The sequence below is a fragment of the Bradyrhizobium monzae genome (assembly GCF_021458635.1).
GTDB lineage: Bacteria > Pseudomonadota > Alphaproteobacteria > Rhizobiales > Xanthobacteraceae > Bradyrhizobium.
In genome coordinates, this window is the sequence record NZ_JAIRDQ010000007.1 from 15585 (window position 1) to 39702 (window position 24118).

Annotated in this window: 23 protein-coding genes and 2 pseudogenes; 10 read left to right on the forward strand and 15 right to left on the reverse strand. The window is 55.8% G+C overall.

All coding sequences use genetic code 11. From position 1 onward, the window contains the following. Positions 1–169 precede the first annotated feature (169 nt). The 3 genes from K3F49_RS24395 (at position 170) to K3F49_RS24405 (ending at position 2547) form a co-directional block, all read left to right on the forward strand. Positions 170–685, forward strand: a complete 516-nt coding sequence (locus tag K3F49_RS24395; protein ID WP_234683494.1) for a hypothetical protein — start codon at positions 170–172, stop codon at positions 683–685. Between the two features lie 336 nt (positions 686–1021). Beyond that, complete coding sequence (locus tag K3F49_RS24400; protein WP_234683495.1) at positions 1022–1192, forward strand: hypothetical protein; 171 nt, start codon at positions 1022–1024, stop codon at positions 1190–1192. A 986-nt stretch (positions 1193–2178) separates the two neighbouring features. Next, positions 2179–2547: a hypothetical protein gene (locus K3F49_RS24405; RefSeq protein WP_234683496.1), complete on the forward strand. Its 369-nt coding sequence runs from the start codon at positions 2179–2181 to the stop codon at positions 2545–2547. Here the strand turns inward: K3F49_RS24405 and K3F49_RS24410 are convergent. Beyond that, positions 2492–2702 (reverse strand): annotated as a pseudogene (locus tag K3F49_RS24410) (tyrosine-type recombinase/integrase); the annotation flags it as partial. The gene K3F49_RS24405 and the pseudogene K3F49_RS24410 overlap by 56 nt on opposite strands. A gap of 1 nt (position 2703) precedes the next feature. Here K3F49_RS24410 and K3F49_RS24415 point away from each other — a divergent pair. Together K3F49_RS24415 and K3F49_RS39240 are read left to right on the forward strand one after the other, a co-directional pair. Beyond that, a pseudogene (locus K3F49_RS24415) lies at positions 2704–3018 on the forward strand (SOS response-associated peptidase family protein); the annotation flags it as partial. 89 nt (positions 3019–3107) lie between these two features. Continuing rightward, the gene (locus K3F49_RS39240; protein WP_276575421.1) at positions 3108–3239 is read left to right on the forward strand and encodes a hypothetical protein; all 132 of its coding nucleotides are present in this window, start codon (positions 3108–3110) and stop codon (positions 3237–3239) included. Between the two features lie 63 nt (positions 3240–3302). On the opposite strand, the gene K3F49_RS24420 is transcribed toward K3F49_RS39240, so the two are convergent. From K3F49_RS24420 to K3F49_RS24445, 6 genes are all read right to left on the reverse strand, one after another. Beyond that, positions 3303–3773 carry a phosphoglycerate mutase family protein gene (locus tag K3F49_RS24420; RefSeq protein WP_234683497.1) on the reverse strand — a complete coding sequence of 157 codons (471 nt, stop codon included), beginning with the start codon at positions 3771–3773 and terminating at the stop codon, positions 3303–3305. Between the two features lie 76 nt (positions 3774–3849). After that, positions 3850–4251 (reverse strand): hypothetical protein, encoded by a 402-nt coding sequence (locus K3F49_RS24425; RefSeq protein ID WP_234683498.1) that lies wholly within the window; start codon positions 4249–4251, stop codon positions 3850–3852. A gap of 51 nt (positions 4252–4302) precedes the next feature. Then, the gene (locus K3F49_RS24430) at positions 4303–6051 is read right to left on the reverse strand and encodes a phospholipase D-like domain-containing protein (protein ID WP_234683499.1); all 1749 of its coding nucleotides are present in this window, start codon (positions 6049–6051) and stop codon (positions 4303–4305) included. A 25-nt stretch (positions 6052–6076) separates the two neighbouring features. Beyond that, a complete protein-coding gene (locus K3F49_RS24435) occupies positions 6077–6871 on the reverse strand; it encodes a hypothetical protein (RefSeq protein ID WP_234683500.1) in 795 nt (264 codons plus the stop codon). An 18-nt stretch (positions 6872–6889) separates the two neighbouring features. Then, entirely contained in the window at positions 6890–7729 is an 840-nt protein-coding gene (locus tag K3F49_RS24440) for a S1/P1 nuclease (RefSeq protein ID WP_234683501.1), read from the reverse strand. A gap of 283 nt (positions 7730–8012) precedes the next feature. Further along, positions 8013–8393: a hypothetical protein gene (locus K3F49_RS24445; protein WP_234683502.1), complete on the reverse strand. Its 381-nt coding sequence runs from the start codon at positions 8391–8393 to the stop codon at positions 8013–8015. Positions 8394–8709: 316 nt separating this feature from the next. Between K3F49_RS24445 and K3F49_RS24450 the strand changes: the two genes are divergently transcribed. Further along, a complete protein-coding gene (locus tag K3F49_RS24450; RefSeq protein ID WP_234683503.1) occupies positions 8710–9732 on the forward strand; it encodes a nucleotide-binding protein in 1023 nt (340 codons plus the stop codon). A 71-nt stretch (positions 9733–9803) separates the two neighbouring features. Continuing rightward, entirely contained in the window at positions 9804–10940 is a 1137-nt protein-coding gene (locus K3F49_RS24455; protein WP_234683504.1) for a hypothetical protein, read from the forward strand. A 144-nt stretch (positions 10941–11084) separates the two neighbouring features. Here the strand turns inward: K3F49_RS24455 and K3F49_RS24460 are convergent, their stop codons facing one another. The 5 genes from K3F49_RS24460 to K3F49_RS24480 are packed head-to-tail and all read right to left on the reverse strand — an operon-like array spanning position 11085 to position 15453. Further along, positions 11085–11558 (reverse strand): TIR domain-containing protein, encoded by a 474-nt coding sequence (locus K3F49_RS24460; protein ID WP_234683505.1) that lies wholly within the window; start codon positions 11556–11558, stop codon positions 11085–11087. A gap of 5 nt (positions 11559–11563) precedes the next feature. After that, complete coding sequence (locus K3F49_RS24465; protein WP_234683506.1) at positions 11564–12151, reverse strand: 7-cyano-7-deazaguanine synthase; 588 nt, start codon at positions 12149–12151, stop codon at positions 11564–11566. Further along, a complete protein-coding gene (locus K3F49_RS24470; RefSeq protein WP_234683507.1) occupies positions 12148–12861 on the reverse strand; it encodes an 8-oxoguanine DNA glycosylase in 714 nt (237 codons plus the stop codon). The genes K3F49_RS24465 and K3F49_RS24470 overlap by 4 nt, the downstream gene beginning before the upstream one ends. After that, positions 12861–14279, reverse strand: coding sequence for a toll/interleukin-1 receptor domain-containing protein (locus K3F49_RS24475; RefSeq protein WP_234683508.1), 1419 nt, complete (start codon positions 14277–14279; stop codon positions 12861–12863). Before K3F49_RS24475 ends, K3F49_RS24470 begins: the two co-directional genes overlap by 1 nt. 1 nt (position 14280) lies before the next feature. Next, positions 14281–15453 carry a PfkB family carbohydrate kinase gene (locus K3F49_RS24480; protein WP_234683509.1) on the reverse strand — a complete coding sequence of 391 codons (1173 nt, stop codon included), beginning with the start codon at positions 15451–15453 and terminating at the stop codon, positions 14281–14283. 254 nt (positions 15454–15707) lie between these two features. Here K3F49_RS24480 and K3F49_RS24485 point away from each other — a divergent pair, with 254 nt between their 5' ends. Continuing rightward, on the forward strand, positions 15708–17048 hold the full coding sequence (locus tag K3F49_RS24485; RefSeq protein ID WP_234683510.1) for a tetratricopeptide repeat protein: 1341 nt from the start codon (positions 15708–15710) through the stop codon (positions 17046–17048). Between the two features lie 261 nt (positions 17049–17309). On the opposite strand, the gene K3F49_RS24490 is transcribed toward K3F49_RS24485, so the two are convergent. Beyond that, positions 17310–17975, reverse strand: coding sequence for a hypothetical protein (locus K3F49_RS24490; protein WP_234683511.1), 666 nt, complete (start codon positions 17973–17975; stop codon positions 17310–17312). A 297-nt stretch (positions 17976–18272) separates the two neighbouring features. Here K3F49_RS24490 and K3F49_RS24495 point away from each other — a divergent pair, with 297 nt between their 5' ends. Together K3F49_RS24495 and K3F49_RS24500 are read left to right on the forward strand one after the other, a co-directional pair. Beyond that, positions 18273–19442, forward strand: coding sequence for a patatin-like phospholipase family protein (locus K3F49_RS24495; protein ID WP_234683512.1), 1170 nt, complete (start codon positions 18273–18275; stop codon positions 19440–19442). Positions 19443–19515: 73 nt separating this feature from the next. After that, positions 19516–21054: a toll/interleukin-1 receptor domain-containing protein gene (locus tag K3F49_RS24500; protein WP_234683513.1), complete on the forward strand. Its 1539-nt coding sequence runs from the start codon at positions 19516–19518 to the stop codon at positions 21052–21054. Positions 21055–21186: 132 nt separating this feature from the next. Here K3F49_RS24500 and K3F49_RS24505 read toward each other — a convergent pair whose 3' ends face one another. Beyond that, positions 21187–23373, reverse strand: coding sequence for a KGGVGR-motif variant AAA ATPase (locus K3F49_RS24505; protein WP_452101116.1), 2187 nt, complete (start codon positions 23371–23373; stop codon positions 21187–21189). Then, a complete protein-coding gene (locus K3F49_RS24510) occupies positions 23370–24011 on the reverse strand; it encodes a toll/interleukin-1 receptor domain-containing protein (RefSeq protein WP_234683515.1) in 642 nt (213 codons plus the stop codon). Before K3F49_RS24510 ends, K3F49_RS24505 begins: the two co-directional genes overlap by 4 nt. Positions 24012–24118 lie beyond the last annotated feature (107 nt).

A 24118-nucleotide genomic window follows, 5' to 3' on the forward strand; every position in this document is an offset into this window, starting at 1 on the left:
CGCTACTGCTGCCGCAGGCCAAGCAACGGTCGCAGCGCCCGCGAGTTCCACCATCCAGGCTCGATTGCCGAGGCGCCCAAAAACCGACGGAATTCGGACCGCCATCCGTCCGAAGTACCGTCAGGCGGAACGTCTTTGCTCCGTGTGCCTTCTCCCGTCGGAGGCTTGAATGGCACGCGTTTGGGATACCCCCGTCTTCCTTGTCGCAACGGTCTATTTCACGATCGACGCCCTGTTTTCGACCGTCACTGGACCGATAACGGCATGGCTCAGCAAGAAGGGGTGGCTTGAACGGATTCGGCGATGGGTAACGTCGTTGGGGCCCTACCAGTCCTTCGCCCTTTTCGCGGTGCCCGTCATCATATTGGAGCCCGCCAAGCCCGTGAGCGCCTATCTTCTCGGCACCGGTCATTTCCTTCCTGGGGCGATTGTCTTCATTGCCGCGGAAGTCCTGAAACTGACCGTTATCGAAAGACTGTTTCAGCTGAACAAGAAGAAGCTGCTGTCGATACCTCTGTTCGCCTGGGGTTACGGATACTGGCGGCGAATGATGGATTTTCTGGAGTCCACGTCGGCTTGGCGTACGTCTCGCCGAGTGCTCGCCGAAGCTCTGGAACGGATCCGAAATCTGAAATCGAGATTGCGATCCCGATTCAATTCTGTCCGGGCGAACCGGCTTAACTAGCTAGGATGGTGGGGCATTGGCGCTACGCTGGCGGTTTGCCCGGCCAATACCTGGACTTGGTCGATATCCATTCCTTGGCGTCCGCCTCGGTCTCAAAATCTCCAATATGGGAATCGGGCCCATACCCTGTTTTGACGGCCACAAACCAACGTCCACCCTTCATTATTTCCGGTTCAAACTGGGGGAGTGTTTGCATCATCGTCTCAACGAGCGGCTGACGTCGGACGCCGCCGACTACGGCCCGTTTCTATCGCAGCAATAAACCCCGGATTTAATTAGACGGAACCGATTTAGTCAATGCTGCATTGTAAGCTGATTTCAGCGGAGTCCGGCTCCATGCATGACGCAGAAAAGGCCCTTCAAGCCGTCAGCGATGCGCAGCGCATTCTGGAAGAGTACTTAAAGCCTCAGCCGCGCAACAATGAGCGCGCTATTCTCGACCAACTGGTGGAAGTTCTTGAGCGGCCAGATCTCATTGCGGCGGTTGGTCGGATGCATCACCGGTAGCATCGCGCGCGAGCTTCAGCCATTCGTCAGCGAGCGCCAACCAAGCCTCCTCATCTGCACGATTGCGCGCATTGGTGGCGTGCCTTCTGCATTCTTCCGCGAACGCCAAGTATCTCGCCGACTCCTCGCCCATGGTGACATTACGCGGGGCGACGGCATTGGTTTCTACGACACAAAACCTTGGCACAACTTGTGCAGACTAATCCTCACCGGGGTTTTGCATCACACCCTCCCGGGGCTGGAAAGCCGCCGCCCGCGAGACATTGAAGCGGGCGGCGTTTTTGCATCCAATCCCGGGGCTGGTGAGGACTGGACTGCACCGACTGTACACGCGTTGGCGCCGACGTCGTCATTCATATGAACAAATCCTTCGCAATCGCGCACGGACAAATGCACCTGCCGAATTTCGATAGTGAGCGGTAGTGGACCGGTGATGCAGCACTGCACTTGCTGCTTCTATGTTGCCGGGCCTTGGCATGACGTGGGACAATCCACCTATCCTCATTTGTAAGGAATGTAGGCGGCGCATGGATTTCCTTGCGACTTTGCTGCGGCGCGTTCTTGACGTCGATAATTGTCAAAAGGGCAATGAAACCGTCCTTGAAGCTCTGCTCCGTTATACCAGCGTAGAAATCCGTCGGCGTTGAGAAGCCAAGCAATGAAAAAGATTGGACTAGAGCCTTCTTATCGTCGGCCTTCCCTTTGCCCGTCCAACACTTAGTCGACCAACGGCAAGAAGCCCGAGCCGACCTCCATTGATCATGACCACAATCCCTTTGAGCGGATCGACGGCAGTAAGCTTCTTTGTTGGAGAACTGCTGGGAGCCACAGCCAAGGCAATATCTTATGCAAGCCACCCTAGTTGATTGCAATCAGTCCTATTTGTACGCCCCAGCTACCCGGCGGCCCTACCCGCGCTCGGGATTTCTTGCGCGAGAGCCCTGCGATCTTATTGCCTCCGACCGATCACGGTTTTGGACGGGCGCATGGGCCGCAAGGACGAAGAGATGCGGATCGGGATATCTGGGTCGCCAGACAGCAAGGAAAGGCCGCCTGCCGCGAAGCGCCATCGCAAGAACCGTGGGGTGCCGCCGCCGGCGATGTTCGATATCGATGCGCTACCGGGCAGCTCCAATTTGACGGTATTAGAAGCGGCCGCGATCATCCGGCGCACGCCCGGAGCGCTGGAGCAGTGGCGGCGCGATCCGAACCATCCCCTGAAATGGCGCTATGTCGATGGTCGCCCCCTCTATCGTGTCGATGCGGTGCGCGACTATCTAGCCAAGTGCGATAAGACGACTAGGACGCCTCAGCCGCATAATGCTCACGGAGACGGCCGAGGAGCTCGGCCTTGATCGGGTCCAGCGGATTCGTTCGCTGCAGGCGCACGATTTTGCCGACCCGTTTCGCGCCGACCAAATTCCGCAATGTAATCGTGAGCCGCCTCGAACGCCATCTTGCGAATGATCCACTGCTCGTCGTGATTGTAGACCTGATCGATTCCGCTTGGCTATGCGCTCGAAGAAAGCCGGCCGCTGTTCTGTTTTGCGGGGATCTGGACCGAATTCAGGGGCGACCGCGGCACCAAGTCGAAGCCGATCCCCGGCCCCCACCTCGTCTACGGCTTCCTGACGACGTCACCCAATGCGGTCGTCCAGCCAATCCATCCGAAGGCGATGCCGGTGATGCTGACCACTGAGGAGGAGCGTGACGTGTGGATGCGCGCTCCCTGGGATGAAGCGAAGGCGCTGCAGCGCCCGCTCCCCGACGACACACTTAAAATCGTCATGCGCGGCGCAGACAAGGAAGACAAGGTCGCTGCGTAGGCGGCTTTTGCAAAGGGCGGAACGCGTGGAAAAGCGCCTGCCGACGATCTGGACGACCGCTCCACCTCTCCGGCCTGGCACTTGAACTATTGAAGAAGCTGATGCCTTCAATGAAGACGATGCGGCTGCTCGGTATCTCCGTTTCAGGATTTGGTGATCCCGAAGCTGAAGGCGAAAATCAATTCCCGATTACCTTCGATGGATTCGGCATCCGCGTTTGACAACCTTTTTGGGCGTCAGCCATACGCTATCGTCCAGAAGCATAACGATGCTCGCCTCGCCGTTCAGAAAGGCTCCGTTACTTCTTGAACTGAAGGCACGCCATTTGCGAACATCACAGCCAGGATCAGATTGAAGACCGAACGATCCCACGGATCGGGGTATGTGTTGTCTGGTAGACCCAGCGCATGCGCGAGAGAGGGAATGTTGCCGTGGTGCCAGCAGACTATGTTGAGTTTATTTTCGTATCGGCCGTTGTTTAGTAGCTCGTGTGCGAGCGCGCCGTAATCCTGGTCGGCAAAGTCAACATCGATAGAGAGGCCGAGATCGTCGGATAGCGGCTCCAGCGTCTCGATCGGCCGGCGACTGTGTTTCGATTCCGACGAGGCAAAGAGGAACGTAGGCTCGCCAAACGTCCTCGGGATGTAGGCAACCAGTTCTTGAGCTCTCAGGCGGCCTACGTCTGATAGATTGGGATCGCGCGCGTCGTCGGACTTCTCTGCGTGGCGCATAATGAGAATTCGGCCGGATTGCATGGGGACCTCCTTGTTCAACAGCGCGATCCGAAGCCGCCCGATCGGGGAGGCGACGAAACTCTAGCCCGTCGATAGCTCAGACGAGGGTGGCGGCGCCCAGGATAGCCTCTGCCTCGCCGACGCTCTCATGAACCGGGATCTTGTTTCGAGCCGGGACCCGCATGTTTTCGAACTCGACGGTCACAACTAGAACGGCGTTGCCGGCGTAGCGATTGTCGACCGCTACGGAGGCTACGCCGTCCTTGTTGACATAGATGTCCTGACCATTCGGAGCATGGAATGCAGCAAGCTTGACGTACGTGCCAAACAGGCGGCTGATTTGGTCCAGCGTGCCCCGCGCGAAAGTCCCGTTCGATGCGTAGTCAATGAAGACCGTTTCGGCAGGTTCGTCGGAAAGCGAGGCGGCGCGCAGCTTGATGACCCGCTTCGGATCAATGGCAATCTGATTGCCGTGATAGTCAGTCACATTCAACAGCATTCGACACCTCCCTACCGGATCGCGGATTTGCCTGGACTTCTAGAGAACCGTTTATGTGTTGGTCCCCGCCATGGCGATGCGTGCTTTGGTCTCCGGCAACCCTTTTGTGAAATACTTGCGGCTCCAGGCGTAGTCCGGCGTCAGCTTGAAGGTCTTGATATCCTCCGATTTGACGCGCGCACGGTAATGTTCATAGAGGCGCAAAAATTCCGCCATGTACATGCCAGCAATGCGCGGACATTTGGTGATCTCCAGCAGGTTTTCGTCGTTGTGATGCAACGAATTGCCACTGAAGTTCGCCGAGCCGGTGAAGACGACGGGGTTGTCACCTTCGGCATCGATGACCACAAATTTGTGGTGGACGCGGACCATGATCTTGGGATCTTCGCCAGGCCAGAGGACGCGCTCGGGCATAAAGTCGGTCGGCGTGTCCTTGGAGCTGAACGCGCCGAATCCGACGATTTCATCGCTCTTCTGCGCCCGATCCAGGATCGCAATCTTGGCGGCGACGTCGCCGCGCGACGGGTCGCCCGTCGGATCCTTCGACGGCACGCGATTGATGAGCGCCAGCATCATCTTGCCCGCGTCGGAGGCCTCAAAGATGGCGTTCAGAAGGTTCATATCGGTCGGATCGAACGCGCACAGCAGAACGGAGTGCTTGGCCGCCTTGATGGCGTCGATGATGGTGTCAATCGAAACCCGCGTCTTGTTACCCTCGGGCGGGAAGAACACGCGGATGGTCGCGTCGCCGACCACGACCTCATCCGACCATCCTTCCTGATCCTTTTGCGTTTCGGAAAGGCCGGGATCGCCGTCGAGGAGGCGCTTCCGGTCAAGATACAGCTTTGCTAGCATGGGAGATTCGAAAGCATGCAGCACGTTCGCCTGGGCCGACAGTCCCTCGCTGGTGAAGTTCGCTGAACCTGCCAACACAGCCTCAGCGTGGTCGGCGGCGCCGACCCGCACCAGAAACTTGTTGTGCATGATACTGGCGTGTGTGCGGGCAGCAAACAGGTCGGCTTGGCGCCCCGAATCCTCAAGCTGTTGGATCGCATCGTCGGATGCGTGATCCTTGCTGGTGTGGTTATAAGCGAGCGAGATCGGCCCCCCATAATTCTTGAGGGCAGGAATGATCCAGGTCTGGTCCGTCAGATGGTAGATGGCGCCCTCAATGTCCTTGCCGGCGCCACGATCCAGAAATTGCGGCACGGCCTGCTCCATGCCGTTGCCGAGCCATGCGCGGGCAGCCTTTTGCTGGGCCGCGGTCTTGATTTCCGGAAACTGTTTCGAGAACGCCTGCGAGCTGACGACAGCACGGTTGAAGTGCGTGGTGATGCCCTGCTCCTCAGTTAAAGGCACCTGCACATCGATTGCTGCCGCTATCTCCGATGAGTCGAGCAGCTTCAGCGCACCGGGTTTTCCGGTGACGGGGACAATCCGATAATTAAACGAATGACCGCGATCCTTGGTATCGATCCGTGCGTCCCACCAGTAGAACTTCTGGATCGGCGCCTCGTTGCTCGGAAAATCGCTGTGATCCGGCTTGGGACCTTGGAAGCCGATGCGGTTCGGCAGCCAGCTCTTCGCCTGGCCGTCGAATCCCGGTGTTCGCTCGATGGCGAAGCCAAGGAAATCTTCGTGGTCGTCTCCGGCTGGCCAGTCATAGGCGAGCAGCACAAGGGTCGGTGACGTGTAAGCCTTGACGACGACCTTCGCGTCGCCGGATTCTGCTTTATTGGCTTTGGCTTTATTGGCTTTGACTTTCTTGATCGCGCTGGCCGCAGCTTGCTTGGTGGTCATGGAAATCCCTCCCTTAAAATATTCGTCAATTCTTGTCGCAGCCGAGAGCATTGCCGGCGCCGATGGGCGCCTCAAACAACCCAGGCGCCGCGGGCTTGCCGTCAAAGAAGACGCCCATCTGTTTCGCGATGCCGGATACCTTATCTCCGTCGCGCCGGTTGGCATTGATGGCGCGGAGGATGTTCCATTCGTCATGGGAGCCCACGCTGAAGGAGACGGAGGCGCGCAGGCCGTAGTAGTCGCGGAACGCCCGCTTATCGACTTTGCTTGCCATCTCGGGCTTGGTCTTTATGAGATTGTCATAGGCCGTATCGAGCTTCTCGAGGTTCGCGCGCCCGTCGAGTCCAAAGTGTCGCGCGAAATCGGATGGGCCGGTGAAATAGACGAAGTCGAAGGCCCCAAGACCGTCGGTCCCTTCGAGCACCTGGGTCCACATCCACATGTAATCCGCTCCATCGGCGTCCGCCGGCAGCACAAAGTCGGCAGCGCCTGGGTTGAGAATCCAGACATCGCGCGGACTAAGCTGCTGCTCGATGTGATCCTTGGTTTCGGTTGCAACCAGCGCATTGACAGCAAAGTAGCCTCCGCCGAGCGTGGAAAGCGGAATGCTCAGATAGCCGATCGCCTTGCCTTGAGCGCGCTGCGTTGCGATCAGATTGCGTATCTCGCTGACCCTCTGAGTGATCGCATCGGTAAGGGTCTCATGGATGCAGTAGCAGAACCCATTCTTGGAGCACGACGTTGTCGCCGCGGATGACGGTTGGGCCGCCATGACAAGCAGCGAGCCGGTTAGGACCAGCAGGGATGTCCGCACCTTCATGGTCGCACCTGAAGTTTGTTACTGGCAGGCAGTGCCCGACAGCGTGTCCTTGAGCAACTGCGCGAGCCGTATGCCGGCGAGAGCTAATTGGCGATCGACCACGGGCGATGCTTTCGAAAAGTATTTCACGCCTAAAACTCCATCATCAGGAATGTCATAAGCAATTTCGTGCGCCAACCTGTGCGCGTCGACGGCCCAGTCGACGGGAGAGCCTCCTTTGAGGCCGGTCAGATCGCGGCCGGGAAACCAGGTCGTCTCAAGCCGAACGGCGTAGGCGCCCCAGTCGTAGACGGTGTGCATGATGAGCCCGGTGTCCCAAAGGGCATGCAAATTGGTCGACTGGCCAAAGAAAGTGACAGGTACGAGATTTCCGCCCTGGTCGTCCTTCCCAGTGTAGGAATCCCACCGGTCCGAAGCGTGCAGAGGCTGGTGAATATCGCCGACGAAATGAACAATGAATTTTAGGGCCTGGAGGCGCTCGGCAGGAGACTTCGAACAGTCCGACAAGACCCCTCTGAAGCGAGCGATTGCCGCGACGACGCATTTGCCGTCCTTGCAGTCGGCATCCGGATCATAGGTGGAGCGATCATCGGGTATGTCCACGAAATGCCAGTTGCCCGTATCCTTATGGTCGGCCCGGTAGTCGTCCGCCCAACTGGCAATCGATGCTAGGGCTATCGTGGGACGATCTAGAGCAGGTACTTCAAGCGCGAGCAGGGCCTCGATCTTGCCAAGGGTAGCGGGATCGAGCCGTCGCTGGGCGATCTCCGCCACAATGGCGTGACCTTCCTGTCCCCAGGCCCCGGCCTGCGAGACGAACCCTACGACCAGCAGCCACGCGAGCCACAGAGCTCTCATAGCCTCCCCCACAACCTTCCGATGCATCTACCATAAGTCTGAGATTGGCGCGATTGCAACTACCTACTGCGCCGCGAGCGCGAGATTTTTCCAGGGCTGATAGGTTGAAGACCCTGCTACCCCGGCCTAGGTCAGGGGGAAGGCGCCCACTTTCGAGAGCAGAGCTATCTTCACGTCGCGCGATTGTCACATTTCCGCGGAGATCCTATCTGACGCATGAGAAAACACCTACTTAGTTCTTCTCCACCTACCCTAACGCCGTTTCTGGTTGCAGATTCGGCTTTCAGTCGGCGATCCCCTTAAAGCGCGTAGCCCCGAGGCTGGCAGTAAAACTATGGCGGCAACCGTGTCGTCTATGCTTAAGGTCAATCGGTGTCGGCGCCAACACTATGGGCATAAGTCCGCATGCAGAGCTTGAGAAACTCGGCATTCTGCTCTTGATTGTGGTCAGAAATTCGACGATCGCCGACTGAACTTCAAAGCGCACCTCTTGCGTTAAACTTTCAAGCCTTGGCGGCAGCCGCCGTTCCGTTTTCTCCTTGGCTTCATAGAAATCGGTATAGAAGCGGTCGACCCTGGCTTTGTGTTCGCTGCCGAAGGCTTGCACCATCGCCCGCACAACGTCTGCACCAAGCTCGAAGCCTTCGTTCTCGATCCTCTCCATGTTGTATTCCAGCTGCCTGCATTCATCCAAAATTCTGCGTCCGAACGGCTGGCGTCAACTTTTTCAAAGTGTCATGCCATCGCTCAAAGAAGGTGAAACGCCAGCGAGACGCGAGCATCAAGGCGATCAGAAGGATAGGCGCGCGATACCGCAGCTCTCGTGAGTTCCGAGTTGGCGATAAGGAGAAGTCCTCTTGCTCCAAATCTAACTGGCTTGGCCCAGGGCAGCCATGTTAATCAAATTAGCCACCTGCCTTACGAACTGAGCGCAGTTAAGGACTGAGGAGCCAAAAAGTGTGAGCAAGATACGGCCGCGAATGTTCATTGGATCGTCCAGCGAAGGTTTTAAGGTCGCGCGCGCCATCGCTCAGCAGCTCCAAGACCAGCTCGAGATTACGACGTGGTCAAGCGGGCTGTTCGGTCTCGGTGATGGAACGCTCGAGAGTTTGCTTGAGGCGGCACCGACATTCGATTTCGCAACGCTGGTGCTTACTCCAGATGACGTGACAACCAGTCGCGCAAGCGAAAGTCAGTCGCCTCGGGACAACGTCATCTTTGAGGCCGGCCTGTTTATCGGGGTTCTCGGCAGAAAGCGCGCGTTTATTGTGTTCGACGCAGACACGCCCATCAAGATACCCTCGGATTTGGCGGGCATTACCGTGGCTCAGTATAGAGGTCATCGCTCTGACGGCAATCTTGTTGCGGCGGTAGATGAAGCTTGCCACCTGATAAGAGCTTCGATCGAGCGGTTAGGGCCGGTATCTCGCGGACTTCTTGCTCACGCCCAAACCGGGACTTACGCCCTCGGAGATCCATCCCGGATTAGAAGAACGGTTTGGTTTTTAGGATCGGCGACCGAACTTGATGATGAATCGGTAGCGTTTCTCAAGAAATTTATCCCCGAATTGTGCAGCCGTCTGGTCTCTGTCGGGTGTCGCATCGTCGTAGGTGATTCTCCGATGTTGCGCCAGATTGCGGTCGCATTTCGTGCTGCGATGGCTGCCACCGAGCACTTCATCCCAAATCCCGTGGTGATGGAGGGCAGTCTCAGAAATGTCTCCGCCGACAAACTTTTCCTTGAGACAATCGGACAAATCCCCAACCTCGCGATCGCAATAGGAGGGAGCAGAGCGAGGGGGCGTGTCCGGAAGGAATACGAGAATGCCGTGCGCGCCAACATTCCGATCCTTTCCATCAAATGCGTCGGGGGAGCCGCATCCGATCTGGATTCCACCGTCGACGGTGCTCGCGAAATTGACTCTCTAGGTACAAACCTGAAGGTCATTGACTCAGGGGAACTGAGCCGCAAAGTCGCGATGATCGTATCTCAGTTGGCCTAATTCCAGCGGAGCCGGCTGAGCAGCCGTGAGCCACGGAATCCGCTGCAAGTCGAATTGGAGTAAGGCGCCCCATGGCCGTTGACCGCATTCGAGTCATGATTTCCGGACGGTGTAAGGACTATACCACCGGCGACAATAATGATTTTTCTTTGGCGAGCTTGCGCAGGGACCTCCAATCCAAAATCGGCGCGGCTGAATTGTTCGGCAAACAGCTCTTCGATTGTTGGATCAATGAGATTGAACCTTCGAAGGCAGCGACCCGCGACGTTTGGGATGAGTGCTTACGTGAAGTCCGGCGTGCCCATGTCGTGATCGTATTGTACAACGGCGATGCTGGGTGGGCCCGGGAAGCCAATGACATCGGCATTTGTCATGCGGAGCTCGAAGCTTCGCTTCTCTCGGGTCGCGATCGAACACATCTGATTCAACTTCCGCCGTCGAAGGCTTGCTCGCAAAGGGACAAGCGCTTCCAGGAGCTGGTGCAACGCGAATTGACATTTTCCGGCACTCCCGCCCAAAATGAGACTGACGTCATCGAAAATGTCGTCAACACTTTAGTTGAGGTAGTCACCAGACTTGCTCGGAGCGGGGCAACGTTGTTGCGCAAGGAGAGCTACGCGTTAGGCCAAGCTCTCGAGTGGAGCAAAATGGATTACGCTTCTCGCAAGCACGCTATGGAGTCGGCCTGCCTGGATGCGCTGGCTGAGCGCCAAGGCCGGACGCGCGATAAGAAGCTGGATGGCAGCGCCGTTCGCGTGAAAATCGATAGATCAGAAGTACTATTCTTCGCACATGCAATTCCGGCAGCAGCCTCGGTCGCAGCCGCTCGCGAACTCGTCGGAAAGCCATTTCTGATGGACCATCTGCACGTCGCGGATGATGATCGTGTCTATGGTCCTGTCCATATTATCGCGTGTCAAAAGTCTACCACCGAAAAACAAGCAACCGATCTGCTCGGCTTTGCCGACGCGACAGTCGTTACCACAATGTTCGGCGTGTACCTGGTTGACCGCATCCAGCAGATTCAGTTTATTTTGCTCGCCAATTGCCGGGACGAGACGTCAACTCGTTTTGCCGTGCAGCGGCTGTTTGATTGGCTTGGCCGTTCCGGAGAAGCCGACGAGGTGATGCGCCGAGCCCGCTCGCGAAAGCGGATTGTCACCACGATACGCAAAGAACTCGAGAGCCGATCCGATATAGATCAGTAAATACTGCTCTTAGAAGCGCTGGCAATCCTGGTGGCAACCAGGCGGGCTTAGCAGGCGTGGAGACGTACGCGACGCCGCTGCGCAGCGCATTGCTAAGTCGTGCGTACCAGCAGCGAGGACCAATAGTACCCAGCATCGTTGTGCTCAAAGCTCTCCGGCTAATTTGCTCCAAGTGACAACTGGAACCTTGTTATCCGCTATCCAGCTGGGCAATTGCTTCGGCGCATCGTTCTTGGAATGCGTTGCGATCACGCGCTTGCCCAACTCCAAGCTTTTCTCGACCTCCCATTTCACCCACGGGCTGGCGGCCGAACTGGCAGTTAGGTAGACGATCGTAACCGAGGATTGATTTATCCGCTCGGCAAGGCGGCTTCGAATATACTCAGCTCTTTCGCTGTCATACGGTTCCTGCACGGACCTGTCGTTGAACTCAAGGTCCAACCTGTCGTTTTTTGCTTGCCCGCGCAACAAATTCACTGCGTCCAGGTCTTCGTGAGCAAAGCTGATAAACACGTTCTTACGTCCAGGATCCAACGCGCGCTTAGCTTTCTCTTCAAGACTTCGGAGATCACCGAGAGTGCTCCGACTCGCGCCGCCGCCACCGCTGTTTCCGCCCATCGCCGTCAATCTCCGAAGCGATATTCCAAGCATGCGATACATTTACCACATGCCACCTCTTCACCAAGATGGCAGGAGTAGGTCCCCGTCAGTCCCTTCTCCTTGGCAAGCTCGACGACATCCCGCTTATAGAACTCCTTGAGAGGGGCAAGGATCTGAATCGGTCGCCCGATCGCCATCTTCAGCAAGGCTTCAGCGGCATTCAAGAAGTCCAATCTCTGATCCTCAAAGATGCAGGTCTGATCGTGCAGTAGTCCGATGGCGATCGCTTCGGCACCCAGACGTTCAGCATACGCTGCACCAGTCAGGAGAAACAACATGTTTCGGCCGGGGGTGTATGCGTCCTCCAGCACCCGCAAGCTTCTATCGGTCAGACCTGAGCGAATGAGCTTACCAAATCCGGACAGTTCGGCCACTTCTGGTGTGCCAAGGCCTATTAACGCCATAGCACGACGACAAGCATCCAGTTCTTTCTGTTTTGACCGCTGCCCATAATCGATAAAGAGCGGATGTTGCGGGTTGCCCGCCTCCTTCGCCAAGAAGGCGACGAGAGTGGAGTCTAATCCTCCCGAAACGAGGGTAACGATACTCATATGACCTGGTCTCTTGATGTCATGCTTGGGTCGAGAACTCGCATGGTGATCCAGACGGCGTAATCAAACAACCCGAGACGATATCCCATCGCGCGCGCGTGATCTCTGAGAATATTCTCGCTTCGGAGATATCCAGAGTATCCAACCGGAGGTCGGCTGCCGATCTTTTCGAGTCCAGCAATATGCATGTAACCCAATACGTGTCGATCGATGATCGCGAGATCATACTCGCCACGGCAATTGCGCAAAAACATGCTCGCCTGCTTGGGCCCCAGGCCGGGTACTTTTTGAACCAGCCATTGCCTTGCGAGTTCGGCATCGTCCAGCGAGGCGAGCGCCGCAGAGAGTGAGTCGAACTCTTGCAGGACAGCCGACTTTGCCAGCGAAAGCTGCCGGGCCTTCGACTTCGGAAATCGATAGTGACGCGTCTTGCCGCCTATCGACAGCGGCCCGCTCAGAGCGGAGAGCAGTAGGCGCTCACACGATTTTCCACGAAGCTTGAAATCGGGCGCGAGCGCGCGCGCTTTGCGGACCTCATCTGCGGCTGCACACGCTAGCGAGTACGGGACTTGGCTACTCAAGACGCAACAGGAGAGCTCAAACCAGAGATCCTCCTCAGGTAGAAGCGTGTTCGAGTCTGTGGCGCTTTGCTCAATATCGGGATAGATAGCCGCTATCGCTCCTTGTATGCGGTCGCAAACCAAGTCCATCACAAGACTCCCGGTAGCGCGTCGCGCGCGAGAGTCATGGTTCGCTTGGGCAGCAGGGTGGTCATGAATTCGACCAGCCGCTTATCATCGCCCAAGGCCGAGCGTAGGTCGTCCATCCAGTTGGTGAAGAAATCTAGATTGTGAAAAATGGTGCGACCGGCATAGCGAACAGCGGGGTCCTTTCTTGCTTCCAGAGTCACGGCGGAAAGAGCGAAGTCGTCCTGCCACTTGAACAAGTCATAGTGCTGGAAGTGATGCAACGTTTTCGTTTCGTTATCCGCTACAAACCGACACCATTCAAGGCCGTCAAAACTGTCTGCTCCTGCGGCGGCGAGCAGCGCAACGCTCACCGGAGTTCCGGTCCCCAGAACGTGGACGGGCTGATAGTAGTGTAGTTCGTTGAGGGTTTCTCGAATCCGTCGCATAGTCCGTGCGCGCTCAATTATACCGGAACCCAGCTCCCGTTCAGGGATCGCAAGCAGAATTGGCCTTGTTTCCCGCGCCAACTCTTTCATCAGCTGGAGAGCCGGATCGACCTTGTAGTTGCCGGTCCGATCGCGAGGAAGGTGGATGACTGGAATGAGAGGTTTTTTGGTGTGCTTTTGTTCCCGCCGGATTCCCTTCATCAATGATCGAAGTGCCACAGAAGTCTTGGAAGGAGGGTCCACGTCATCAAAGCAGAAAGCAGCGTCATGCGGGACGCGCTCCAGCACGTCGTGATATTTCCGAACCGTCCAGCCCTTATCGGATCGACGAGCCTTTTCGTAAAAACCTGAATCGAGCAATATGGTTGCGCCGCGAGAACGCAACTCCCTGATGGCCGGGACAAGTCCCCTGGGAGGCTTTCGGCTGGAATGCAGATCATATGCTGAAATCAACGCCGTCGATGCACGGAACACATTCAAGGCATCTATGGCTGCCCCTGGAGTGAGTTGCGTTTCGTGGGAAGATACCGAGAAGAAGAGAGTTGGAAGCTGCATGCCGGAGCAAAGTGGAACTGCGGCAGGGCGTTTGACGACGCTCCTGCTGTTTTCCAGCACTCTAGCGATCCGATCGACGAGCGCTATGACGTTCGCGGTCGGCTCATCACCCTTCCAATCAATCGCGTCCGTCGTCTGTTGTGCCCCAAATCCAAGAGGAGCATCGACGTCGTGAATCCGTAGGGGAAGAATTGGCACACTGCCCTTGGTTGCAATTGCTAATTCGTCATGCAGCACCGGGCTGAACTGCGCCGCCCCAGACCAGATTGGAACTACGCAACCGGCCAGCTTGAGCTGATTATGAATTTCTTGCCGATAGTCACCGCTGTCGATCTTGTGATCCCACCAAACAGACCAGTTTGGCTCAAGAAGTTCGACGAGCTTCTTTGCTTGTTGGCGTGCGTCCTTCCTGGCGTAGAGGATACAAACGTCGGCCACATTATCCTCGTTTGCGGCGAGAGGGATGGACTGATTGCGAGATGTTTTGCTGCGAGGGCGCTGCCATCCAGATTGCCCAGTACACAGCGGTACAGAAGTCGTCTGTAAACCGCAGGTTTCCCGCTGGGGGTGGCAGAGGAGCCCTGCTCTGCTGAAACACAATCGTTGGGATGTTGGCGCGACTCGCCCTTCTTGTGAGGGCCGAGGAAGATCGTAGATTCCCGTCAGCGAGTATGAGAAGGCTCCCTACGAAGTCTAAGCTCGGAATCTCGCGGCTCGGCACCTGTGTGATGCGAACTCCCAGGTCAAGCAGAGCTGAGCAGGTCTCCTCGCGCAGCCAAATATCGGCCAGGGTATTCCCAAAGCCAACGACCGCGACATTGACGTCCCTAGCTATGACCGGATCAGGTTTGATTGGCGAAATGCGCAAGCTTCGGGTCTGCGCGTACGACGCGACAGCTTTGGAGGCGGCGATCGCTGCAGCCGCGGGAGGCTCACCCTTTTCGCACCAATAATGAGCAAAGATCGCGCTAAAAACGTCGCCCGTTCCAATTTTAAAGACGGCTTGACTGCGAAAGGCGGGAACAAAAACAGGAAGCTCTTCATCTGATGTGAAAACCCACGCTCCGGCCGCTCCGCATTTGACCACGACGACCTCGGCTCGATTATGCTCCACGACACGTTGAACCGCCTGTCCCATGTCGGCCGACTCACCCATGATCGCGAGCTCTGCCTGATTCAGCACGACCGCAAGGCGCCCGGCGTGCGAGCCATTGGCAGCAAAATGTATTGGGCGCAAACTCTGGGGGTCGTATACGGCTCGTTCGGCGGTCACAACTGAGTCGCCCTCCACAAATCCGAAGCGGAGGACAGCCGACCCGTCGACCTTGATTGGCGGATTTACTTTAGGCCTCGTGGGAATGAGATGTGGGTTTGCCAATGGATGCAGGTACGAAAACAGGATATCCTCTTCCCGTGGGGCGGCATCGATTGTTACGCCACACGTTTCGATACCATAAAGGTCCGCTAAACGGTCCTGTCGGAAGTAGGTTTGAAGCTTGACCTCTGAAGAACAGGCACCCAGCACGGCCGCAGCCCGACCGCCCGATCCAAATGTGCTATCCCAATATGGCTGCTCGCAAAGCTCTCGATAACAGCCCCCCACAACAATCATTCTCGCTCCGTCTCCCTCGAAGCTGTGTGCAAGAAATTTTGCAATGCAACCAATGTCCGCTCAATCGCCCAGGATCGCAACTCGGCCCTGCCCCTTATAAAACCAGAAGTAGACCAAAACAAAAGTGCAAAGCGTGGCAGACACCTACTGATCCACATTCTAAGCCTCAGGCAGGGCCAAACTTGATGTTCGCGCGACTCCCCCGCTAGGATGCCCCGGCATATTAAACCCTATTCGCGGCAGGACCCAATCAGATGAAGCGCCTGTTCGTCGCAATGCCCTACGGAGAACGCAAGGCGCCATTGGACTATGAGGAGCCGGACAAAACTTGTGTCATCGACTTCGATGCGGTGTGGACGGGCATACTTCAGCCTGCAATCCCGCCCGGATATCAAACCAAGAGGGCCGATGAGCTGAGACAACCGGGGTTGATCGACCGCATGTACAACGAGTGGCTTTTCGACGCAGATATCGTCCTCGCCGATCTGACGTTCGGAAATCCAAACGTCTACTACGAGCTTGGGATCCGCCAAGCTCTATCTAAGAAGGGCACAGTTCTTGTCGCCTGCAAGGGCTCGAAGCTACCGTTTGACGTCCGAAACCAATATGTCATCAACTACGACTACTTTGCCGCGCCAGCTCTTCGAGCTTTCCAGGCCGATCTGCGCCAAGCCATCGAGAATGCCTCCACTCTGGAGATGGACAGTCCGGTCCATGTCTTTCTCCCGGGCTTATCTATAGGCCGGTACTTGGGCGAGAAATCACCCGAAGCTAAGGTGCAGGAATTATCGCTAAAGATACGTGCTCTCGAAGATGCCCTTAGAGATCAGCGCTCGCAAGATACGGAAGACCGCCTCCTCGACAAGATCCGCGCAGCAGCGACTCCCTCGCGCGTATTAAGTCTCTATCAGCTGGTCTCCACGCGAGACATTAAATCAACTCGCCTTCTCGAGCAGCTCGCAATCAGTCTGCGGGACGCCAGCTACTTCGATGAAGCGATTCGGACACTCGATCGGGCTTTGGAGATAGCCCCAGACGATCCAGAGCTCCTGCGAGAAATTGGATTTGTTTGTCGCAAGAAAGGACCGCTTTTTCATGCTCAGGCAGAAACTTACATGCTGCGAGCGCTGGAGCTCAATGACCGGGATTCCGAGCTGCATGGCATGCTGGGCGGCCTCTTGAGGCGGCGCGGCGATTACGAGGGAGCTTTGATCCACTACAGGCGGGCCCACGAGCTTCAGCCACACGATCTATATCCGATCGTCACTGTCGGGGCCATGTGCGGCGCCTTGGGAAAACTGGCAGAAGCTAAGGAATGGTACGGAAAGCTACAAACCACTTGTGAACGTCTTATCGAACAAAAGCACGCCGATCATTGGACGTTTCTTTGCCTCGGCGAAGCAGCTACAGCTCTAGGTCAACAGGAAGCTGCGCTCGCAGCCTATCGCCGTGCGCTCGAGATGAAACCTCCGATCGAGCATGTGCTATCGGAGATAGAAATGTTGGAATTTCTAGTCGAGAGACATTTCGCGGCCGAAGATGCACTCTGCGCCCTTCCCATCCTTCGACAATACACCGAAAGCCAGAGGTCGTAATTCGCCTTTTTTGAACTATCTGCGCACGATTCCTGCGTCTTCACCTCGTTCTGAGGTGCAAGTGCGTCGACCGGTAACGCTACTACCTCGGTCGTCTATGCCACGCTACACCTAAGCCTTGGCTGCGTGTCTTCTGGCTTCCAGAATGCGCTTCAGTTTCCGAGAAGTGAGGTATTCTTTTTCGAACCGTACGCCCGCCGGCCCCTCACGCGGAAGAAGAAAACATCCTTGGTCCGGAACGCCGGTCAGAAATTTGGAAAATCACGTTGATCTCTCAATCCCGTGATAGAATCGATCGTTTTGCAATCGAGGAGGAAACAGTATCACTGCTTGATTGGCCTTTTTCTCAAGCAGAAAGACATACTCCTGGCGCATTGAATCAGACGCTCCGGGGATAATGATGGTAACATCGGCCAACATGATGATGGGCTTCAGTTCGTCGAACCAATTGTCGCCTGAAATGACTTTGATCGGCCGAATTGGGCCAACGTTCCCGCCCCACGAAAACCAACGCCAATTCCGCGGCGAAGAGCGAATGATCCATTCCTGAACATCGATGATCGGCATACCAAAACCGATTCCTACCGCCGGAAAAGGATTGAAAGTATTTTGCATTCGTATTTGCGCGTCCATCTCAAACGGCCGGAGAACGAGGCCATAGCCGAACTCACTTTCTGAAGATATTTTTCGAGCCAGATCAGCCGCAGATATCTCGGCAGACCACGTCACTCGGGCGCGGGTCAACTGATCGTCCGCGTAGGTGAACAAGCCGCTGAGTAGACCGCTGCAAAACCAACTGAGAGCGAACGTCCAATATCTTTCCGAATGGAAGGTCGCGGCACCAACTAAGAAGCACGCGATTCCAGCCAATGCTGAGAAGAGGCGCAAAAGCCAGAAGAATACGATGCGCAATGGGGCTTTAGTCACGTCTTACATCATCGGTTAGTCGAAGCTCGAATGCTAGTCCAATGCAGATCAATTGATGTCGTCGAATGGAAAACCCATCGGCAGGCTTGGCTGACGGGACAGCACCGCCTCCACCCGGTCGATCCCATCATCGCCTGGATCACACCAACCAACTAATCCTTGATCATACTACTACAGCGTGTTTAACTTCGGAAGTAGCAATGGCACCCATTTAAATTGACCATTTCAGATTCAGGCAACCATCGATGATGGGCCTACACACGAACATCGGGACAATCGTGGCTGAGGGAGAGGACAATGGCTGGTCGCGCGCCGGAGCGTCGAGTAAATCTAAATGAGCGCCTCGCCCGCAAAGGCCCGCGCAAGCTGCTCGCAATCGACGGCGGTGGAATTCGAGGTGTGCTTTCTTTGCAGATTCTCCAATCGATCGAGAAGCTGCTAATCAAAGAAAGCGGACGCCATGACTATCGGCTCGCCGATTATTTCGACTACGTGGCCGGCACGTCTACCGGTGGCATTATTGCTGCCGGCATAGCCATCGGAATGTCCGTCCAGGAGATCTTGGATTTCTACCTCAATAACGGTGCTGCGATGTTCGACAAGGCAAGCATCCTCCGTCGTCTCCAATACCAATACAATAAAGAGCCGCTTGCGCTGCAGCTTCAGAACGTCTTTGGTGCCGCAACGACGCTCGGCGCGCCCGAAATTGAAAGTCTGTTGCTCCTTGTCATGCGCAACGCAACCACGGATTCGCCGTGGCCCATCTCAAACAATCCATACGCAAAGTATAATCGCAACGGCCATGTTGCTTGCAATCTTCGCATTCCACTCTGGCAATTGGTGCGCGCCAGCACGGCTGCTCCGACTTACTTCCCTCCTGAGGTGATCGATTGCGGCGGAAAGCCTTTCGTCTTTGTCGACGGCGGCGTGACTATGTACAACAATCCGACCTTTCAAATGTTTCTGATGGCGACAGTCGATCGCTATTGGCCTCATGCAGCGGTCGATAGCCGTGGTTGGCGGACAGGCATCGACGACATGCTCATCATATCGGTCGGTACGGGCACAAGCGCAGGAGAGAACTATAGCCTTCGCCCCGAGGAAATGAATCTGATTTTCAATGCAACCACAGTACCGTCAGCCCTGATGTATGCAGCGCTTAATGAACAGGATTTTCTCTGCCGTGTATTCGGGGACTGTGTCTCCGGACCGCTCCTAGACCGAGAGGTCGACAGCATGCTTGGCTCGCGTGGTCCGCTGGAGCGGAAGCTCTTCCGCTATGCGCGCTACAATGCTGAACTCACCCGCGAGGGGCTGGCAGCGCTGGGTTGCGCCGATATTGAGCCGACAAGTGTGCAGAAGCTCGATTCCATAAACGCGCTCGATGGCCTGCAACGGATCGGACAAGCCTCCGCCGCGCAGAACGTGAAAGCCGAACACTTCAACTTGTCCGTTTTCAAACCTTAAGTGCTCGGCAAATCCCCGAGCGAAGCTCTTCTTCGTAGTCAATGAGGTAAATTGAGCATATGGAGGGCCGGAAATGAGCCTGATCGATCGCTGGTTCAAACCGTCTCCGTCAACTGCGCCCCAACCTCTTCTAAGTCCGAATGGTGAGACGAACAGAGTCGGTGTTTTCGTTTCCTACAATCATAGCGAGACGAAGATCGCCGACGCCCTCGTGGAAACATTGACCTCGCTATCGCCCGACCTCGACGTCTTCATTGATCATGCCGGTTTGGAAGCGAGCGATGACTACGAGGCAAAGATCTCGAGCTCCATTCGAGCGTCTCAATGGTTCGTTATTATTTACAGTGGTGGCGCTAAGCCCGATAAGGACATGAGCTGGTGCTTTTACGAGGCAGGACAGTTTCGCGCAAAGTTGGAAGCTGCAGATCAGGTCAAATCGATTCGCGAGCGCATTTGCTACCTCTACGACGGTGAGCGCCCGAGTCAGCTGTCCCGCTACCAGGGGTCTTTTATATCGACGACCGATCGAGCCAGGAATCCCCTGAATATCACCCTCGAAAGCGATGATTCTCTAGGTTACGAGAATACCGAGCTGTTCGACTTCTTGGAACTTGTTCTAACAAAATCAGAAGCCAAACCGCTGCGAGATTTACAGGATCCCGTCGTTCGTAAGCTCATGAGGGCCGGTGTCCGCAAAGTCACTTTGGCGTTTTGGTTAAACAGGATCAATGACATTGTAGGAGAAGAAGTCTTTCAGCCACGGATCAGCTTCCGAATCCCGCCGCCAGTTCTTCCGGAAGGAGTTGGACTGAGCGCAGACACCATTGTCACCGGTGAATACCGCGCGCTACAGGATATTTTTTCCATCGCAAGCACTGACGCGGTGTGGTCCGACATCAAGGCCAAATCGACCAAGCGAATTGATAACGGAATGATTCCCCTGTGGATCAACGATCTCGAAGCTGCGGCGCGAGAGGTTGGTCGGGGAGACGTGCCGCGTCAAACCGATTTCCTTTGTCTTGGAACTGATGGAAGATATTATCGCCCAATCATTGCGCGATATGAGAAATTCCGAAGCGGGGCCAAAAAATGCTATGTCGCCTTTATACCGTCCCGCGATCGCCGGTTCAATCTGACCTTCAAGACGTCGCTTCTTCTGAGCGCCCTTATTCTTTCGATCCGGTTCCGGCAGCGTGTGCTGCCGCTGGCCGATGATTTGAAGAAAGCCGGGCAGGCCCCTGAGCCGAAGAAGGCAGAGCTACTGCAAAAGATTCAGAACGAAATCGTGATGGTCGAGGCCGAAGCAATGGAGTTCGGCCTTAGTCCGCCGAAAGACGAGCATGATGAACCGCCGCTGCTCAGCAGTTTCAGGGATGGGCCGGACAAGGAATTTATGCGCGAGGAAATTATTAAGTGGTCCACGACCAGGCTGAGAATCTTCAGTACGATAGGGGATGCACGGGACTCGACAAAAACATTGAGTTGGTCGGAAGCTGCGACGACAGTGATCACGAATTTTGCAAATCTATATCAGATTAATGGACGCTTCGTAGATCTGCTGTGCAACGAGTTGCTGTACGCGGAGAAGATCGAGAGGCCCGACGACAAGTAAGAGACAGATGGTCCGTCGGATCTTGGCCTCCTAAGATGCGACTAGTCCCCCGCTCAACCGTATAGCGCAGCCGAGCCTGGATGAGCACGATGAACTATCGCCAGCGTCGCAACTACACGACCCCTATCCTTCTCACCAGTTCAGCCAATTGAGATAGAGGCGCAGCATTTCCCCACGGGGAAGCTCGATCGCACCACTACCAAAGCTCATCCAGGCGCGACCACTCTTGGCGCCCTGCCAAATCAATGTCACACCGTCCAATCTGCAGGTCTGAAGTGCGAGGAAGTCAAGGCGCTTTTCGCCGACGGCAACAGGTTGAGCAACCATTTTATCAACGTGTTGGTAGCCCGGCGCAAGATAGAAGAAGTCGTGCTCGGTTGCCTCCATAAAGTCGGACGGTTTAACGATGTCAAGCGCGGCAATTGGCTGGCTTGAGATAGGGACGACACTTGATGCTGTTCCATCGGCCGTTTCCGTCGCATCGAGTTTGGCAGTGACGGCGTCCGGTTGTTCGTGCTCGCGGGCTTGGCGATAAGCCGTCTGCAATTGCGCAAGCGATTCCCGCGCTGCTCTAAGCTCGCGCTGGTCGATCTGACCAAGGACGAGGTGGTTTAAGGTTTCTATCGCCGCCAAACGGCTATCGTCCGTTGCCTCACGCCGCCTTGCCAGCGCCTCTTCGAGAATCGATTTCGCGCCTACGATTTCGCCTTGCTCGAAAAGCGTAAGAGCGAGGTTGTTCATCGTTTCGAGGGTCGACGGATCTGCAGGACCAAACATCCTACGCCTGGTCTGCAGCGCATTTTCATAGAGCTCGCGAGCTTTGCTGTAGTCACGCGAGCTGAAAGCGACCGATGCCAGCTGGTCCGATACCTTAAGTGTTGCCGGATGCTCATTTCCGAAGCTGTTAGTGAAACACGCAAGGCCTGCACTTAAAAGGTCTACTGCCAACGCCCCCTCGCCGAGCTCCTGGCTCAGCGTGCCAGCTACTCGCAATGCCTCGCCCAAAGTCGATGGGTCAATTTCGTTCTCAGAAAGCGCTGACCTAGCCCATTCCCGAATGAGCGCAGATGCTGCGGACCCATTTTCTCGCTTTGCGGCTCGCGCCACTTCGAAGATAGCGTCTGACCAACGCTCAAACAGGTGCTCAGGGGGCATACGCTCAATGAGCGCAAAGCTCAGTTTGATCGCTTCCTCAATCGACTTTTTCGTCAACTCGTGGTCGATCGCCTCACAACGCCGGACAACGTCACGTTCTTGACGGATGCCAGTTAGCGAGTTCCATGGCACGTCCAGCTCGATCAATCGGTCCCGGAATGCCGAATAGCTGCGCGACAGCGAAATGCGGGAGTCGCCGGTTTCCAACGCAACGGCAATTGGTTCCCCGTACGCGTAGTCGGGAATGTGCTGCAGCATCACCTCATTGAAATATTCCTCAAGGTGCACTGCTGAGCGCGCATACAGATTTTCAAATAGTCGCTCGAACATCGTCTGATAGCCCGACATGTTCGGAGGGAGCAATGTCCCTATCGAAGGATCCGCACTGCTGCCCCCATTGCGCCAAGCCTCGAGCAGTTGAGGCCGCGCCATCTCCACCCGAGAAGGTAAAGGAAATATTGTAAGCGGCCTCCCATCAGGAGAACGCTTGCGATAGGCGACCGCCTCGGCCGCAAGAGTTTCGATTCCTGTGAGACTCTGCTGATTTGGCGTGAAGACGACAACGAGCTTGTCAGGAAGGAGCATCGTGCAGATGCCGCTCGTGTCGGTCGTGCCGGTTCGGGAATCGATGAGAATATAATCAAATCGTGAGCGCAGGAAATCTGCGAACCCGGTAAATAGCCCAACTGTTTCATGAAAGAGTTTGTCCCAGCGAAATTCAGAAACCCGCCGGGGGTAGGTTGAGTCGAAACGACCGGCTTTCATCAGAGACAAACCGGGGAAGCTCGTCGAAATCACATACTGATCGAGATCCTGTGCCTCGAACCACAGTTTGGCTGTTAGGCGATTGGCGACAAAGTCACCTGGATCATAAGGGTCCTCGCTCGAACGCTGTTGGCGAAGCTGCTCGAAAAGCTCGAGGCAGCCTCGAGTCTCGTTGAAGCTTTCCGCTGACTCTGGTTTTAAGTACCTTTGAAAATATCGATGCAGACCAGGTGCCTCGAAATCCCAGTCGATGGCCAGCACTCGCGGCGCTCCTTCCGCCCCGCTCGGCGCGTCGGGTCTGGCGAGCAGACAGGCAAGATTGGCGAGTGCCATGGTTCGGCCAGTACCGCCCTTGTATGAGTAAAATGTGATGATTTGGCCAAGGGGGCGCCCGGTCATGGCGTTCCACGCAAAGGCATATCAAATGACCGAATTTGAGAGACCTGCGTTAACCAAGCGCTGATCTCCACCTCGTCTTCGAAGCTGAACTGACGGCAGTTCATGTTCGCAAAAACGCCAGCGTTGTTCAGGGCGACGTATCGCAAATAGATCTGGTTGGCTAATTCCTTGATTCGCGCTTGGCAGTCGCGTTTCTTGAAATCGGACTCGCACACAACATGATTGAAGTTCTCATAGTGGCGGGTGCTGACGATCTCTGACGGGAGACATTCAACTCCGCGAAACACGACTGGAAAGATTAGCCCTTTATTCCGGAGGTCGACAACCGCTGCACCAAGACGTTGCTTCTCAAGGCGAAGCATGGCTCGATACTCTAGCGCGCAGTAGGGATGCCGCAGGTCAAAGTGGAGTGGTGAAAAGAACATCACCATGCAGGCACTGCGGCAAAGTTGATATGCTAACTCTGCATTGAAGCTGTCGCCGACTTTCAGGCCCTCCTCGTCGAAAAAAATTGGCGCGTTTGGGAGCAACCACATCAACTGCCTTTTCAGCTGGCGAACGAACGCCTTCACAAACACATGGGCATCCGGATCTTTGGTGTGTCGGTAACTCACGAAGCAAGCGTTGATATCGTTCATGCTAAGGCATGCTCCTTGACAGAAGATTGTCTCCGGCACGTTCGCCCAATAGCCAGCTTGAACTCTTATGAGATGATATGGCCAATAGCGCACCGAGACAATTGAAG

Coding starts and splice junctions, on each gene's coding strand:
- K3F49_RS24395 (WP_234683494.1), top strand. CDS start 170: ATGGCACGCGTTTGGGATACCCCCGTCTTCCTTGTCGCAACGGTCTAT.
- K3F49_RS24450 (WP_234683503.1), top strand. CDS start 8,710: ATGTTCATTGGATCGTCCAGCGAAGGTTTTAAGGTCGCGCGCGCCATC.
- K3F49_RS24420 (WP_234683497.1), bottom strand. CDS start 3,773: ATGCAATCCGGCCGAATTCTCATTATGCGCCACGCAGAGAAGTCCGAC.
- K3F49_RS24445 (WP_234683502.1), bottom strand. CDS start 8,393: ATGGAGAGGATCGAGAACGAAGGCTTCGAGCTTGGTGCAGACGTTGTG.
- K3F49_RS24455 (WP_234683504.1), top strand. CDS start 9,804: ATGGCCGTTGACCGCATTCGAGTCATGATTTCCGGACGGTGTAAGGAC.
- K3F49_RS24505 (WP_452101116.1), bottom strand. CDS start 23,373: ATGACCGGGCGCCCCCTTGGCCAAATCATCACATTTTACTCATACAAG.
- K3F49_RS24460 (WP_234683505.1), bottom strand. CDS start 11,558: ATGGGCGGAAACAGCGGTGGCGGCGGCGCGAGTCGGAGCACTCTCGGT.
- K3F49_RS24430 (WP_234683499.1), bottom strand. CDS start 6,051: ATGACCACCAAGCAAGCTGCGGCCAGCGCGATCAAGAAAGTCAAAGCC.
- K3F49_RS24470 (WP_234683507.1), bottom strand. CDS start 12,861: ATGGACTTGGTTTGCGACCGCATACAAGGAGCGATAGCGGCTATCTAT.
- K3F49_RS24495 (WP_234683512.1), top strand. CDS start 18,273: ATGGCTGGTCGCGCGCCGGAGCGTCGAGTAAATCTAAATGAGCGCCTC.
- K3F49_RS24480 (WP_234683509.1), bottom strand. CDS start 15,453: ATGATTGTTGTGGGGGGCTGTTATCGAGAGCTTTGCGAGCAGCCATAT.
- K3F49_RS24465 (WP_234683506.1), bottom strand. CDS start 12,151: ATGAGTATCGTTACCCTCGTTTCGGGAGGATTAGACTCCACTCTCGTC.
- K3F49_RS24485 (WP_234683510.1), top strand. CDS start 15,708: ATGAAGCGCCTGTTCGTCGCAATGCCCTACGGAGAACGCAAGGCGCCA.
- K3F49_RS24440 (WP_234683501.1), bottom strand. CDS start 7,729: ATGAGAGCTCTGTGGCTCGCGTGGCTGCTGGTCGTAGGGTTCGTCTCG.
- K3F49_RS24425 (WP_234683498.1), bottom strand. CDS start 4,251: ATGCTGTTGAATGTGACTGACTATCACGGCAATCAGATTGCCATTGAT.
- K3F49_RS24510 (WP_234683515.1), bottom strand. CDS start 24,011: ATGAACGATATCAACGCTTGCTTCGTGAGTTACCGACACACCAAAGAT.
- K3F49_RS24500 (WP_234683513.1), top strand. CDS start 19,516: ATGAGCCTGATCGATCGCTGGTTCAAACCGTCTCCGTCAACTGCGCCC.
- K3F49_RS24405 (WP_234683496.1), top strand. CDS start 2,179: ATGGGCCGCAAGGACGAAGAGATGCGGATCGGGATATCTGGGTCGCCA.
- K3F49_RS24435 (WP_234683500.1), bottom strand. CDS start 6,871: ATGAAGGTGCGGACATCCCTGCTGGTCCTAACCGGCTCGCTGCTTGTC.
- K3F49_RS24400 (WP_234683495.1), top strand. CDS start 1,022: ATGCATGACGCAGAAAAGGCCCTTCAAGCCGTCAGCGATGCGCAGCGC.